At 72.2% G+C, this 12834-nt stretch carries 17 protein-coding genes; 7 read left to right on the forward strand and 10 right to left on the reverse strand.

The features are described 5' to 3' along the window. Window positions 1-37 precede the first annotated feature (37 nt). On the forward strand, window positions 38-886 hold the full coding sequence (locus KVF89_RS00170) for an SDR family oxidoreductase (RefSeq protein ID WP_257422474.1): 849 nt from the start codon (window positions 38-40) through the stop codon (window positions 884-886). Window positions 887-943: 57 nt separating this feature from the next. Here the strand turns inward: KVF89_RS00170 and KVF89_RS00175 are convergent, their stop codons facing one another. Continuing rightward, the gene (locus tag KVF89_RS00175) at window positions 944-1342 is read right to left on the reverse strand and encodes a hypothetical protein (protein ID WP_257422475.1); all 399 of its coding nucleotides are present in this window, start codon (window positions 1340-1342) and stop codon (window positions 944-946) included. A 66-nt stretch (window positions 1343-1408) separates the two neighbouring features. Between KVF89_RS00175 and KVF89_RS00180 the strand changes: the two genes are divergently transcribed. Continuing rightward, window positions 1409-1918 (forward strand): helix-turn-helix transcriptional regulator, encoded by a 510-nt coding sequence (locus tag KVF89_RS00180; protein ID WP_257422476.1) that lies wholly within the window; start codon window positions 1409-1411, stop codon window positions 1916-1918. 5 nt (window positions 1919-1923) lie between these two features. Further along, window positions 1924-2334 carry a VOC family protein gene (locus KVF89_RS00185; RefSeq protein WP_257422477.1) on the forward strand — a complete coding sequence of 137 codons (411 nt, stop codon included), beginning with the start codon at window positions 1924-1926 and terminating at the stop codon, window positions 2332-2334. Between the two features lie 8 nt (window positions 2335-2342). Here KVF89_RS00185 and helR read toward each other — a convergent pair whose 3' ends face one another. Beyond that, window positions 2343-4490 carry an RNA polymerase recycling motor ATPase HelR gene (gene helR / locus KVF89_RS00190; RefSeq protein ID WP_257422478.1) on the reverse strand — a complete coding sequence of 716 codons (2148 nt, stop codon included), beginning with the start codon at window positions 4488-4490 and terminating at the stop codon, window positions 2343-2345. A 146-nt stretch (window positions 4491-4636) separates the two neighbouring features. On the opposite strand from helR, the gene KVF89_RS00195 reads away from it, so the two are divergent. Then, window positions 4637-5098 (forward strand): VOC family protein, encoded by a 462-nt coding sequence (locus KVF89_RS00195; protein ID WP_257422479.1) that lies wholly within the window; start codon window positions 4637-4639, stop codon window positions 5096-5098. 19 nt (window positions 5099-5117) lie between these two features. Here the strand turns inward: KVF89_RS00195 and KVF89_RS00200 are convergent, their stop codons facing one another. Both KVF89_RS00200 and KVF89_RS00205 read right to left on the reverse strand, forming a co-directional pair. Beyond that, window positions 5118-5879 (reverse strand): hypothetical protein, encoded by a 762-nt coding sequence (locus KVF89_RS00200; RefSeq protein WP_257422480.1) that lies wholly within the window; start codon window positions 5877-5879, stop codon window positions 5118-5120. After that, a complete protein-coding gene (locus KVF89_RS00205; RefSeq protein ID WP_257422481.1) occupies window positions 5876-6421 on the reverse strand; it encodes an RNA polymerase sigma factor in 546 nt (181 codons plus the stop codon). The genes KVF89_RS00200 and KVF89_RS00205 overlap by 4 nt, the downstream gene beginning before the upstream one ends. Window positions 6422-6506: 85 nt before the next feature. Here KVF89_RS00205 and KVF89_RS00210 point away from each other — a divergent pair, with 85 nt between their 5' ends. Together KVF89_RS00210 and KVF89_RS00215 are read left to right on the forward strand one after the other, a co-directional pair. Further along, window positions 6507-6959: a GNAT family N-acetyltransferase gene (locus KVF89_RS00210; RefSeq protein ID WP_257422482.1), complete on the forward strand. Its 453-nt coding sequence runs from the start codon at window positions 6507-6509 to the stop codon at window positions 6957-6959. 35 nt (window positions 6960-6994) lie between these two features. Further along, complete coding sequence (locus KVF89_RS00215) at window positions 6995-7552, forward strand: TlpA family protein disulfide reductase (RefSeq protein ID WP_257422483.1); 558 nt, start codon at window positions 6995-6997, stop codon at window positions 7550-7552. Between the two features lie 533 nt (window positions 7553-8085). Here the strand turns inward: KVF89_RS00215 and KVF89_RS00220 are convergent. Continuing rightward, window positions 8086-8418, reverse strand: a complete 333-nt coding sequence (locus KVF89_RS00220; protein ID WP_257422484.1) for an ArsR/SmtB family transcription factor — start codon at window positions 8416-8418, stop codon at window positions 8086-8088. Next, window positions 8415-8891: an SRPBCC domain-containing protein gene (locus KVF89_RS00225; RefSeq protein WP_257422485.1), complete on the reverse strand. Its 477-nt coding sequence runs from the start codon at window positions 8889-8891 to the stop codon at window positions 8415-8417. The genes KVF89_RS00220 and KVF89_RS00225 overlap by 4 nt, the downstream gene beginning before the upstream one ends. A 151-nt stretch (window positions 8892-9042) precedes the next feature. On the opposite strand from KVF89_RS00225, the gene KVF89_RS00230 reads away from it, so the two are divergent. Beyond that, window positions 9043-9612: a histidine phosphatase family protein gene (locus KVF89_RS00230; protein WP_257422486.1), complete on the forward strand. Its 570-nt coding sequence runs from the start codon at window positions 9043-9045 to the stop codon at window positions 9610-9612. 5 nt (window positions 9613-9617) lie between these two features. Here the strand turns inward: KVF89_RS00230 and KVF89_RS00235 are convergent, their stop codons facing one another. From KVF89_RS00235 to KVF89_RS00250, 4 genes are read right to left on the reverse strand one after another with little or no spacing between them, the layout of a single operon-like run. Then, window positions 9618-11258 (reverse strand): ABC-F family ATP-binding cassette domain-containing protein, encoded by a 1641-nt coding sequence (locus KVF89_RS00235; protein WP_257422487.1) that lies wholly within the window; start codon window positions 11256-11258, stop codon window positions 9618-9620. 24 nt (window positions 11259-11282) lie between these two features. Next, a complete protein-coding gene (locus KVF89_RS00240; protein WP_257422488.1) occupies window positions 11283-11840 on the reverse strand; it encodes a DinB family protein in 558 nt (185 codons plus the stop codon). Further along, on the reverse strand, window positions 11837-12472 hold the full coding sequence (locus tag KVF89_RS00245) for an HD domain-containing protein (RefSeq protein ID WP_257422489.1): 636 nt from the start codon (window positions 12470-12472) through the stop codon (window positions 11837-11839). The genes KVF89_RS00240 and KVF89_RS00245 overlap by 4 nt, the downstream gene beginning before the upstream one ends. Further along, entirely contained in the window at window positions 12454-12786 is a 333-nt protein-coding gene (locus KVF89_RS00250; RefSeq protein WP_257422490.1) for an antibiotic biosynthesis monooxygenase family protein, read from the reverse strand. The genes KVF89_RS00245 and KVF89_RS00250 overlap by 19 nt, the downstream gene beginning before the upstream one ends. Between the last annotated feature and the right edge of the window lie 48 nt (window positions 12787-12834).

The following is a 12834-nucleotide window of genomic DNA, read 5'->3' on the forward strand; positions in this document are numbered from 1 at the left end:
GGACGACGCGCGGCGGCAGAGGGCGCAGGATCCTCCCATGGGCGACCTCGACGGCAAGACCTTCCTCGTGACCGGCGCCAACACCGGCATCGGCAAGGAGACCGTGCGCGACCTCGCGGGCCGCGGGGCGCGGGTGGTACTCGCCGGCCGCTCCGAGGAGCGGACCCTGGCGGCGATCCGCGAGATCGCCGCCGATACCGGCAACACCGCACTCGACTTCCTGGCCCTCGACCTCGGCGACCTGGCCTCCCTCCGGGCCGCCGCGACGACCTTCCTCGAGTCCGGCGAGCGGCTCGACGTCCTCATCAACAACGCCGGCCTGGCCGGCAAGCGGGGGATGAGCGCCAGCGGGTTCGAGCTCGCCTTCGGCACCAACCACGTGGGCCCGTTCCTGCTCACCGAGCTGCTCCGCGACCGCATCGTGGAGACCGGACCCGGGCGGATCGTCAATGTCGCCAGCACCGGCCACTACCGGGCGAAGGGCATCGACTGGGAGGCCGTCCGGCGGCCCACGGTCACCCGCACCGCCTTCGACGAGTACTGCGTCTCGAAGCTCGCCAACGTGCTGCACGCGCGCGAGCTCGGCCGGCGGCTGGAGGGCACCGGCGTGACGACGTACGCACTGCATCCCGGCGCGATCGCCTCGGACGTGTGGCGGGAGGTGCCCTTCGGCGTGCGCCACGCGATGAAGCTGTTCATGAAGTCGCCCGAGCAGGGCGCGCGGACCTCGCTCTACTGCGCCACCTCGCCCGATGTGGCCGACCACACCGGGCGCTACTACGACGACGAGCGCGAGAAGCAGCCGTCACGGGTCGTCACCGACGCGCTCGCCGCGGAGCTGTGGGAGCGCAGCGAGGACTGGGTCACCGCAGCACCGCGGGGTTGAACATGCCGGGGTAGAGGATGCCGGGGTAGAGGATGCCGGCCGCCGCGGCCGGGTCCTTCATGCCGTCGCCAGGATCACGGCGACGGGCAGGCCGATGACCACCAGCAGCAGGACGACGAGCAGGAGCACGAACGCGAGCATCCCCGGCACCCTCTGCTTGGTGAACCCCATCGCGCCGGACATGAAGGTCAGCACGGGGGCGGCGTAGAAGACGTCGACGGTCTGCCCGGGAGCGAGCTGGACCTGCTGGCTCGCCTGGCCGTAGCGCCACATCCACTGGGCGTGGGCGGAGACGGTGTGGACGCCCGGCGGCATCGGCACGACGTTGGGTCCGAACCGCATCGGCACCGGGTAGCCGTTCACCTGCACGCTCGGCGTGATCATGGTGAGCAGCCGGTTGCCCTGGACGTTCACGCGGAGGTAGCCGGGCGGGGGCGGCGGAGGCTGCGACGTCATGCCGGCGACCCTACGAGATCGGGCGGCGGACACCGCCGCACCGCCGGTGCGGTACATCATGGGTGCGTGAGCACCCTCGACCCCGAACGGCTGCGCACCCTCACGCTGCTGCGTCGGGTGCGTGACCGGATCGACCGTGAGTACGCCCGCCCGCTCGACGTCGAGGCGCTGGCGCGCGACGTGCACATGTCGGCCGGGCACCTGAGCCGCGAGTTCAAGAAGGCCTACGGCGAACCGCCGTACTCGTACCTGATGACGCGGCGGATCGAGCGGGCGATGGCGCTGCTGCGTCGCGGCGACCTCAGCGTGACCGACATCTGCTTCGAGGTCGGGTTCTCGTCGCTGGGCACGTTCAGCACCCGGTTCACCGAGCTGGTCGGCGTACCGCCGAGTGCCTACCGCGACGACGCTCCGGTGCCCGAGGACGGTGCCGCCGAGCCCCCGTCGTGCGTGACGAAGAAGGTCACCCGGCCGGTCCGACGCGGCGGCGCGCAGACGAGCCCCGACGTCCCCGCGGCGCGCGCGGCATCGGTCAGGAATCGAGAAGCACCACGGTTCGAGGCGCCGCTAGCGTGAGCGACATGGACATCAGCATTCAGCACAGTTTCCTCCCGCAGACCGATCCCGAGGCCTCGCTCGCCTTCTACCGCGACGTCCTCGGCTTCGAGATCCTCAACGACGTCGGGTACGGCGACATGCGGTGGATCACCGTCGCGCCCCAGGGCCGGCAGTCGCCGTCGGTCGTGCTCTGCCCGCCGGCCGCGGACCCCGGCATCACGGAGGACGAGAAGCGGGTCATCGCGGAGATGATGGCGAAGGGCACCTACGCCACCCTGGTCCTCAGCACGCCCGACCTGGACGGCACCTTCGAGCGGATCCAGGCCACCGGCACCGAGGTCATCCAGGAGCCGATCGACCAGCCGTACGGCGTGCGCGACTGCGCGTTCCGGGACCCGGCCGGCAACCACGTCCGCATCAACCAGGCGGTCTGATACCCGGCTCAGCTGAGCACGACCAGGCGCTGCGTGGCCCGGGTCATCGCGACATAGCGGTCGACGGCGCCCTCGATCCCGGTGCCGAACCGCTCCGGCGCGACGAGGACGACCAGGTCGAACTCCAGGCCCTTCGCGTGCTCGGGACGCAGCGACCGGACCCGCGGTGTGGCGGCGAAGTCCCGGTCGCCGATGACGGCGGCGACGCCCTCCTGGTGCTCGGCCAGCCATTCCTCGACGATCCCGGCGAGGCGCGAGCGGTCGGCGTACTCGACAGGCACGCCGGTGCTGCGGATCGAGGTGGGCACGTTGGCGTCGGGCAGGACCTCCCGGATCACCGGCGCCGCCGCCTCCATCACCTCGACCGGTGTGCGGTAGTTGACGGTGAGCGACGCCAGGTCGATGTCGTGCAGGCCGACCCGCTCCAGGCGGTCGGCCCACGACTCGGTGAACCCGTGCCGGGCCTGGGCCCGGTCGCCCACGACGGTGAAGCTGCGCGACGGGCAACGGCGCAGCAGCATCTGCCACTCGGCGTCGGTGAGCTCCTGGGCCTCGTCGACCACGACGTGGGCGAACGGGCCCGAGTAGCGGCCGGCGTCGGCCACGAGCGTGCCGGGATCGGCCGCGAGGGCACCGCGCAGGTCGGCACCGCGGAGCATCGACATGATCATCAGGTCGGAGTCGTCCGTGGCGACGAGATGGTCGACGACGCGGTCCATCTCCTCCCGCTCGGCGGCCGCCTCCGCCTCGTGCCGCCGCCGTCGGCGGGCCGCCTCAGGGTCGCCGAGCCGCGCCCGGGCGACGTCGAGGAGCGGCAGGTCGGCGACGGTCCACCCCTGCGGGCCGGCACGACGCAGCGTGCGCACCTCGTCGGAGGAGAGCCAGGGGGCGCAGTGGCGCAGGAAGGCCGGCACCTCCCACAGGTCTCCGACCAGGTCGGTGGCCTCGATCATCGGCCAGGCCCTCGTGACGGCGTCCACCAGCGTGCGGTTGCGGCGCAGCGACCGGCGGACCTCCTCCTCCGAGGCGTCGGTGTCGCCGTGCTTGTCGACGAGGATGTCGAGCAGTGCGTCCCAGACCTGGTCGCGCGCCTCGTTGTGGGGGGTCCCCGGATCCGGTGCCCCGAACGCCTCGGCCCAGTCTCGGGCGCTGAGCCACACGTCGGACCATGCGGTCTCGACCACCATGCCCTCGGTCGGCAGCTCCTCGTAGAGCCGGACCGCGGGCTCGATCGCAGCGACCATCGCGGCGTCGGCCTTGAGCCGGGCCGCCTCCGGGTCGCGCTCCTGGACCGCGGCGGCGCCCTCCGCGACGAGGTCGCGGACCGTGCAGGTCCGCACGCCCTCCTCGCCCAGGCTCGGCAGCACGTCGGCGACGTAGGCCAGGTAGGGCTCATGGGGGCCGACGAAGAGGACGCCACCGCGTCCGTCGCCGAGCCGCGGGTCGGCGTACAGCAGGTAGGCGGCGCGGTGCAGCGCGACGACCGTCTTGCCGGTGCCGGGACCGCCGTCGATGACGAGGGTCCCGCGGGAGCCGGCCCGGATGATCGCGTCCTGGTCGGCCTGGATGGTGGCGAGCACGTCCCGCATCCGTTCGGAGCGACTGCTGCCGAGGCTCGCGACGAAGGCGGACTGGTCGTCCAGGGCCGCGCTGCCCGCCGCGTCGTCGAGCGCGTCGGCGGTGAACACCTCGTCCCAGTAGTCGGTGACCCGGCCGTTGGTCCAGCGGTAGCGACGCCGGCTGGCCAGGCCCATCGGGTTGCCGTGGGTGGCGCCGAAGAACGGCTCGGCGGCGGGGGAGCGCCAGTCGACGAGCAGCCGCCGACCGTCTGCGTCGGTCAGCCCGAAGCGACCGACGTGCACGGTCTCGCCGTCCGTCGCCACCATCCGGCCCAGGCACAGGTCGAGGCGGTAGCGGCGCAGCCCCCGGAGCCGTGAGCTGAGGCGATGCACCTCCAGGTCGCGGTCCATCGCCTCCTGACCGGTGCCGCCCGGCTGGCGGCGTACGTCGGCCAGGCGGTCCTCGAGCTCGGCGACCGTGCGTTCGAGGCTGCCGCCGATCGCGGCGAAGTGCGCCTCGTCGTCGGCGATGAGCGCCGGATCGTCCTTGGCCGGGTGATCGTGGAGGTCGAACGCGCGCGTCGTCGGGTGGGTCAAGTCGTCAGCTCCCAGGGGTCTCGTGGCCTCTCCGCGGCGCGGAGACCGGGATTCTGCCCGCCCCAGGGGGCCTTGCGGCAAGACCCCCTGTGCGCTATACGTTGAGAACGGAGGGGAGTGTCGGTGCCGGCCGGTAGAACCGGACCATGAGCCGCGATCTCCAGATCACCTTCGACTGTCACGACCCGCGAGCGCTCTCGTCCTTCTGGCGCGACGCCCTCGGCTACGTCCATCCCGGACCGCCCGGGGTCCCGGTCGCTCCCGGCGGCGACCCGCTGGCCGCCTGGGACGTGTTCCTGGAGCGGATCGGGGTGCCCGAGTCCGAGCGGAACGCGCGCTCGGCGATCGAGGACCCCGACGGCTCCGGGCCCCGGGTCTTCTTCCAGCAGGTCCCCGAGGGCAAGGTCGCCAAGAACCGGGTCCACCTCGACGTCCGGGCGGCGCCCGGGCTCACGGGCGAGGAGCGGATGGCCGTGCTGGAGACCGAGTGCACGCGCCTCGTGGCGCTCGGCGCGACGCGGCTGGCGCGGCACGAGCCCGAGCCGCCGATGGGCGCCGGTCACCTCGTGCTGGCCGACCCCGAAGGCAACGAGTTCTGCCTCGACTGACCGTCGTCCCGGCTGAGGACTACCCGATCGGGGCGACGCTCACCTTCGAGCCGAGCGCCCGGCCGTCGACGTCGAGGAAGGTCAGCGTGACCTCCGCCGCCTGGGCGGCCTCCGGGAGCGCGGTGCCGTACCCGAGCGAGTCGGCTCGTACCGGCAGCATGCGGTCGACCCCGGTGCCCTGCACCCGCACCGCGGTGGTGCCGGGGTAGGGCGAGACGCCGTAGACGAGAGGCTCGCTGTCCTTGAAGAAGCCGCCCAGCTGATCGGGGGAGGTCAACTCCTGGGGCGGCACGTCGTCGCCGGCCCAGATCGTGCCGCCGCAGCCGTACTCGAGCTCCTTCTTCGTCGGCGTGCCGGTGCCGTCCCAGATGCCGTCACTCATCGCGTAGCAGACCTTGCCGGACGACGAGGTCGCCACCCAGAAGGCGAACACGCCGTGGCCGGTGTCGAACTGGGCGACCAGCGCGGGCTCGTCGAGGACGCCGAGGCCGTTGCCGGTGGTGTTCGGCTGCTGGGCGAAGTCCTTGATGACGCGGGCGACGACCTCCGTCGGGTCGCCGAGGCCGACGGCGGTCGCCGTCCCGACCGCGGTGAAGCCGGCGACGAGCCCGACGACCACCCGGCGGCGGGTCCGGCGGCGGCGTCCCCGGTCCGCGCGGCCCGTGGCGGCCCGGTCCTCGGCAGCACCGTCCCCGGCGAGGATCCGGGCGAGGGTCGCCTCGGACCAGGCCGGGTCGAGGGGGAGGGGAGCGGGAGCGAGGGCAGAGATGTGGTCGGTCATCGGAGGCCACCTTCGGTCAGGGGTCGGTTCGGGAGGGCGGCGCGCGGGTCCGCCGGGGAGCTGAGCTCGTGCAGCGCGGCCCGCGCCCGGTGGGCGCGGACCCGGAAGGTCCCCGGACGGATCCCGAGAACGCCGGCGGCCGCATCGGGCGTGAGCCCGTCCCAGGCGATGAGCAGCAGCGCCTCCCGCTGCTCCTCCGGCAGCGCCGCGAGTGCCTCGAGGGCGGCCACCCGGTCGGTCGCGAGCAGGCCCGCGTCCTCACTCGGGCGCGCCGCCACGTCGAGCAGCACGAGGCGGTCGTGCAGGGCGCCGCGCCGGCGGGCCGAGCGTCGGCTGTTGCCGACGACCTTGCGGGCCGCCGCGATCAGCCAGGCGATCGGTGGCCGGGGGACGTCGTGCCAGCGGCGCCACGCCTGCACGAACGTCTCCGCCACGACATCCTGCACGTCGTCGGGCGGCACATGGCGACGTACGTAGGCCGCGACACGGGGGCCGTCGCGGCGCCACGCGTCGCTGAACTCGGCGTCATCGGAGATGCTCATGCCCTTGTAGTGTCCGGCTCCCTCCCGGTGTTACCGACGCCGGCTGCCGGTGTCGCTCGTCCCTCTGGTTCCGTAGTCTCCTCCGATGATCCGGGATCGTAGGGAACAGGATCTCGACCGGCTGTGCGAGATCCTCGCGGCGCGCGACGCCGACGACGGCGTGCTCGCCGGCCGGTCGCCACGGGCCTGGCTCTCGCAGATCGACGCCGAGGTGTCCTGGGTGTTCGACCAGGCGCCGGTCAGCGTCGCGCCGACGAGGAACGTCGTCGGGCACCTGCAGGTCTACCGGCCTCCCGTCGAGGCCGCCTGGACCGGTGAGGCCGCGACTGCGGCCGGGGTCGACGTCGCCGGTCTGCTCGTGATCGGCCGGATGTTCGTGAAGCCGATGAAGCACGACCACGGCGTCGCGCGGTACCTGCTGACCGAGGCAGTGAAGCTGGTGAAGGGCCGGGGGAGCGTGGCCGTGCTGGACCCCGACGGCGCCGCTCTCGTACCGGTGGCCCTCGCCCGCCGGCTGGGTCTCTCGGACGGACGCTGAGTCGTCGCCAGGTCATGGCTTCGTAGACTGAGGCGGTGCGGCGTGTTCTCCTCCTGACGGTTGCGCTGCTCGTGACGCTCGCCGGAGCGGCCGTGTGGATCGGCGCCGCGGGTGACCAGCGCGACCTCGACCGACAGCCGCGGGGGAGCGATCTGATGCTGGGCTGGCGCGAGGTCGACGTACCGTGGCCGGAGATGCCCGGCCTCGACCCCATCGATTCGTCGACGGACGAGTTGCCGGGTGCCGAAGGCACCGCGCTCGTGAACTTCTGGGCCTCCACCTGCGGTCCCTGTCGCGACGAGATGCCGATGCTCCAGCGTCTCGCCGACACGGGGCGGATCGCGGTCGTCGGGATCTCCCGGGACCTCGACAACGGCGACGCACGCGACGCCTTGGACGAGTTCGGGGTCTCCTACCCGAACTTCCGCGACCACGACGGCCATCTCGCCGAGTCGCTCGCCGACGTGGTCCCGTTCAACGGAGTCCCGTCGAGCGTGCTCGTCGTCGACGGCCGGATCCGGTGGGCGCACATCGGCGACTTCGACACGTACGACGAGCTGTCCCGGGACGTCGACGCCTACACGAGGCGCTAGCCCGAGCGGACGTTCAGCTCCTGGGCGCAGCTCGCTCTTCGTCCACAATTCTGTCAGCGGCGAGCTGAGCGACCCGACGTGCAGCGCGCGCGTGTGGACGGCTCACCGTCGAGCCCGGCGGAAAGCAGGCGCTCAACACGGAGCGGTCGAGGTCGTTGTCGAACCGCCGATAAGTGACATTATGTCAGATTGCGCACTCGCTCGCGGCGGGAGCGGCCCCAGTCCCGCGCCCAGCCGAGGTCGGGCGCCCGCTGTCTGCCTCGTGTTGTCTGTCTCGTGCCTGGACAGGAGCACGCCGCCCATGAACGCCCGGGTCGGCGTACAGATCGACACGGCGCGGACGATTGGACGATTCATCGGTCAGCCGTCCAGCTGCGACCACGCGGCCCGTCGACAACGGGAAGCCGCCCGCCTCCAGAACGGAGACGGGCGGCAAGGAGAATCCCCCATGTTGGAAACTCATCCCCGACACTACCCCGGCCCTCCCAGCGCCGAAACCGCTACGGCCGAAGAACATCTGACATCGGGTCGGGTCAATCCTGCTCGGACAGCGACTCGGCGACCGTCTTGATGGCGGCGAGCCGGCGGTCCCAGGCCGCTCCGATCTCCTCCAGCGCACGCGCGGTGGCGCTCAGCTGAGCGCCGAGCGCCCGGAAGCGCAGCTCCCGGCCGGCTCGGTAGGACTCCACCAGACCGACGGCCTGCAAGGCGGCGAGGTGCTTGGCGATGGCCTGACGCGTGAGGGGCAGCATCTCGGCCAGGGCCGAGGCGGAGTGATCCCCTCGGCCGAGCCGCTCCAGGATCTGCCACCGCGTCTCGTCGCCGAGTGCAGCGCACACGGCCATCACCTGGGCGGACGAGGTCATGCCGCGAGCTCGACCGTGGGCGCGAACGCGACCAGCTCGGCCAGCTCGTCGCGCCACCCGTCGGAGTTGCTCGCCCAGGACTTCGCGCGGTACTCCGCGTCACCGGCCAGCAGGTCGAAGCCGGTCTCGGTCACGGTCAGCCGGGTCCCGCCCGGGATCTCCTCGAGCTCGAACACCACCGTGGTCCGGTTGCCCGCGGACAGGTCCTCGCCCGGCTCGTTCGCCCAGGAGAAGCTGATCCGGCGCGCCTCGTTCACGTCGATCACCTCGACCGGGAACGACACGCCGTGCTCGGTCCAGCCGAATCGGCCCCGACCTCCGGGCCGGGCGTCGAACTCGCACTGGTCACCGAGCCAGCGGGCGATCAGCTCACTCCGGGTGATCGCGGCCCAGACCTGCGACCCGGAGGCCGCGATCTCGACACTTCGGGTGATGCTGACCGCCTCGACCGTCTGCACGCTCTTGCTACTCACGACTGCTCTCCTTGTGGGATCGTCCGCACCTGATTTGCAACCAGATGGTTGCATATGATCGGGAGTTCATGCAACCTTTCGATTGCAGTTATTGCCACGACACGGACGGACCCCTGCCGGTTCGCTGCCGTCTGCGTTGGTTCAATACGGCGTGCGCCATCTCTACGTCACGCATCCCGAGGTCGTCGTCGATGCTGCCGTCCCGATCCAGCACTGGCCGCTGTCGCCGTACGGCCGGCAGCGGACGGCAGCATTCGCTGCGTCCGGAGTCGCGTCGGGGTTCGACCTGATCGTCTCCAGTACGGAGACCAAGGCTCGTGACACGGCAGAGATCCTGGCTGACGCGCTCTCACTGCCGGTCGAGCACCATCCCGAGCTCGCAGAGAACGATCGCAGCGCCACGGGTTTCCTGCCGCCCGACGAGTTCGAGCGCACCGCCGACCTGTTCTTCGGGCACCCGGACACGTCGGTCCGCGGCTGGGAGGCCGCCCGAACGGCCCAGGCCCGTGTGGTCGTGGCGGTCCGCGGCGCGGTCACCCGCCACCCGGGGCGCCGCCTGATCCTCGTCGGGCACGGCGGCGTGGGCTCTCTGCTGCGGTGCGACCTACTGGACCTGCCGATCGGTCGCCAGCACGACCAGCCGCGTCAGGGCTGCTGGTACACATTCGACTCTGAGAGCTGGCGCGCCGAGAGCGGCTGGCGCGCGCTGCCCGACGACTGACGAGGTCACCGCTCGGTGACCCGACCGTCCTCGACGTGCAGCTCACGGTTCGTCGCCACCGCCGCTCGCATCCGGCGGTCGTGGGTGACCAGGAGCAGGGTGCCCGGGTAGCTCGCCAGTGCCGTCTCGACCTGCTCGATCGCGGGCAGGTCGAGGTGGTTGGTCGGCTCGTCGAGAACCAGCAGGTTCACTCCCCGCGCCTGCAGGAGCGCCAACGCCGCGCGCGTCCGCTCGCCCGGCGACAGCGTGGTCGCCGACCTCCGGACGTGGTCGCTCTTCAAGCCGAACTTCGCCAGCAGGGTACGCACGGGCTCGGGGGCGAGATCGGGGACGTGCCGCTGGAACGCGTCGACCAGCGGCTCGTCGCCCTCGAACAGGCGCCGGGCCTGGTCGACCTCGCCCACGACCACGCCCGGCCCCAGGTGCGCCTCTCCCCCAGCGAGCTGCATCCGGCCCAGCAGCGCCGCCAGCAGCGTCGACTTGCCGGCGCCGTTCGCTCCGGTGATCGCGACCTTCTCGGCCCAGCCGATCTCCAGTGTCACCGGACCGAGCGTGAAGTCGCCGCGCCGCACGACGGCCTCCCGGAGCGCCGCGGTCACCGCACCCGAGCGCGGCGCGGTGGCGATCTCCATCCGCAGCTCCCATTCCTTGCGGGGCTCGACCACCTCCTCCAGGCGTTCGAGCGCCCGCTCGGACTGGCGCACCTTCGCGGCCTGCTTCTCGCTCGACTCGGCGCGGTACTTGCGGATCGACTTGTCCGGCTCGTTGTTGATGTTGCGCCGCGCGTTGCGCACGCCCTGGGCGGCCCAGCCGCGCTGCATGCTCGCCCGGGCCTGCAGGCCGGACACCGTGTCGGCGTACTCCTCGTAGGCCTCGCGCGCATGGCGGCGGGCGATCTCACGCTCCCGGAGCCACGCCTCGTAGCCACCGCCGTAGACGTTGATCGCGCGCTGGTGCAGATCGAGCTCGACGATCCGGTTGACCGTGCGCGCGAGGAACTCGCGATCGTGGCTCACGATGACCGCCGCTTCGCCGAGCTCGGCGACGAAGCGCTCCAGGCGGTCGAGCCCGTCGAGATCGAGATCGTTGGTCGGCTCGTCGAGCAGGAACACGTCGTAGCGCGACAGCAGCAGGCTCGCCAGTCCGGCCCGGGCCGCCTGCCCGCCCGACAGCGACGTCATCGGCGCGTCGAGGTCGACGGCGAGCCCCACGTCCGCCGCGATCGCCTCCGACCGCTCGTCGAGGTCGGGCGCGCCCAGGGCCAGCCAGCGCTCCAGCGCCTCGGCGTACTCGTCATCGGCGCCCGACTCCCCCGCCTCGAGACGGGCCGTCGCCGCGTCGAATCGCGCCTGCGCCTGGGCGACGCCGGTACGGCGCGCGAGGAATCCCCGTACCGTCTCCCCCGTCCGGCGCTCGGTCTCCTGGGGCAGGTAGCCGATCGTGGCCGACGCCGGCGTGACGGTGACCGTGCCGGCCTCGGGCCCCAGCTCGCCCGCCAGCGTCCGCAGCAGCGTCGACTTGCCGGCGCCGTTGGGGCCGACCAGGCCGATGACGTCGCGCGGCCCGATCACCAGGTCCAACCCGGAGAACAGTGCCCTCGCCCCGTGCCCGGCTGCTACACCGGCGGCCTTGATCGTCGCGCTCACGCCGCTGAGGCTAGCCGGACCCGGCTATTGCCCGACCCGCCCGTCGATGCACTCACGCAGCAGGTCGGCGTGCCCGCAGTGCCGGGCGTACTCCTCGATCCGGTGCACCATCAGGTCGCGTACGGCGATCCGCTCGGCACCGACCCGCTCCCCCAGGTCCGCGAAGCCCGCGAGCGCGGCGTCGGTCGCCGCCTGCTCCCGCGCCAGGTCGGCCGAGGCCGCGGCGACCAGGTCGGCACTGCCGGAAGCTCCGTCGAAGTCGCCGTCGGGCTCGCCGTACAGACCGGGCTCGGGGTGGCCGGTGGTGATCCAGTTGCGCCAGTCGCGCTCGACCTCGGCGAGGTGCCGGACCAGGCCGAGCAGCGACAGGTTCGACGGCGGCACCGAGCGGCGGGCCAGCTGCTCGGCGTCGAGTCCCTCGCACTTGAGGAGCAGGGTGAGGCGGTAGTTGCGGAGGTAGTCGAGCAGGGTGGCCCGCTCACCCTCGGCGCTCGGTCCGTCGACCTCCCGGGGGTCGTCGTCGGCATCGAGCCACATGTCGCGGTGGACGGTCGATCGCGTCCAGCGCTCGGGCGCGCTCACGGGCGGATCCAGCCTCGTCGCAGCCCCTCCTCGACGAGCAGCCCGGTCGCATCCCCCAGCGACGTCGACGCGGCCACGACGCCCGCCTCGCGGGCACGCACCGTGGCCTCCGAGGCGCCGGGCATCCCCCAGGTCCCGCCGCCGGCGAGCCAGTTCAGCAGCATCGGCTCCAGGCGGTCCATCGCCTTGCCGAACCGCGCCTCGGCCGTGGTGCCCGCCTCGAACTCGTCCCACAGGGCGCGCATCTCCCCTGCCTGGTCCAGCGGCAGCAGCCCGAACAGCCGATCGGCCGCGGCGGCCTCGCGTTCCTGCTGGTCGTCGGCCGCCCCGGGCACGAACACCGGACTGTCCCCCGGGTAGATCTCGACCAGGTCGTGGACCACGACGAGCTTGACCGCGTGCCCGACGTCGATCGGCTCGTCGGCGTACTCCGCGAGCAGCACCACCATCAGCGCGAGGTGCCAGGAGTGCTCGGCGTCGTTCTCACGCCGGTCGGCCGCCGCGAGCGGCGAGGCGCGCAGCACGGTCTTGAGCTTGTCGGCCTCCGCGACGAACCTCAGCTGCGCGGCGAGCCGCTCGGGGATGCCCTCGGGCAGTGGCTGACGGTCGATGATCAGGGCGTCGTCGTCCATGGCTCCACCCTGCCACCTGCAGACAGGGGTACGTCGACGTAGTGCTCCACCTCCGGGAACGGCTCGTAGAACCGGTGCAGGAGCGCCCGCCACCGCTGGTAGTCGGGCGAGCCGCGGAACCCGACGGTGTGGTCCTCCAGGGTGTCCCACTCGACGAGCAGCAGGTAGTGGCTCGGCGTCTCGAGCGAGCGCCGCAGCGCCAGGCCGCGGAAGCCGGGCATCGACGCGATGATCGAGCGCGCCTCGCTGAACGCGGCCTCGAACTCCTCCTCCCGTCCGGGTACGACGGGCAGGACGGCGTGCTCGAGGATCATGGCTCCACTTTGTCAGGATCCCGGTGAACGGCTCAGGTCGGCGCCGTA

This window comes from Nocardioides carbamazepini (assembly GCF_024614185.1).
Classification (GTDB): Bacteria; Actinomycetota; Actinomycetes; order Propionibacteriales; family Nocardioidaceae; genus Nocardioides; species Nocardioides carbamazepini.

What these genes read in the sequence shown, in the direction of transcription:
- KVF89_RS00170 (WP_257422474.1), top strand. Translation starts at nt 38, where the DNA reads ATGGGCGACCTCGACGGCAAGACCTTCCTCGTGACCGGCGCCAACACC.
- KVF89_RS00175 (WP_257422475.1), bottom strand. Translation starts at nt 1,342, where the DNA reads ATGACGTCGCAGCCTCCGCCGCCCCCGCCCGGCTACCTCCGCGTGAAC.
- KVF89_RS00185 (WP_257422477.1), top strand. Translation starts at nt 1,924, where the DNA reads ATGGACATCAGCATTCAGCACAGTTTCCTCCCGCAGACCGATCCCGAG.
- KVF89_RS00195 (WP_257422479.1), top strand. Translation starts at nt 4,637, where the DNA reads ATGAGCCGCGATCTCCAGATCACCTTCGACTGTCACGACCCGCGAGCG.
- KVF89_RS00200 (WP_257422480.1), bottom strand. Translation starts at nt 5,879, where the DNA reads ATGACCGACCACATCTCTGCCCTCGCTCCCGCTCCCCTCCCCCTCGAC.
- KVF89_RS00205 (WP_257422481.1), bottom strand. Translation starts at nt 6,421, where the DNA reads ATGAGCATCTCCGATGACGCCGAGTTCAGCGACGCGTGGCGCCGCGAC.
- KVF89_RS00210 (WP_257422482.1), top strand. Translation starts at nt 6,507, where the DNA reads ATGATCCGGGATCGTAGGGAACAGGATCTCGACCGGCTGTGCGAGATC.
- KVF89_RS00220 (WP_257422484.1), bottom strand. Translation starts at nt 8,418, where the DNA reads ATGACCTCGTCCGCCCAGGTGATGGCCGTGTGCGCTGCACTCGGCGAC.
- KVF89_RS00245 (WP_257422489.1), bottom strand. Translation starts at nt 12,472, where the DNA reads ATGGACGACGACGCCCTGATCATCGACCGTCAGCCACTGCCCGAGGGC.
- KVF89_RS00250 (WP_257422490.1), bottom strand. Translation starts at nt 12,786, where the DNA reads ATGATCCTCGAGCACGCCGTCCTGCCCGTCGTACCCGGACGGGAGGAG.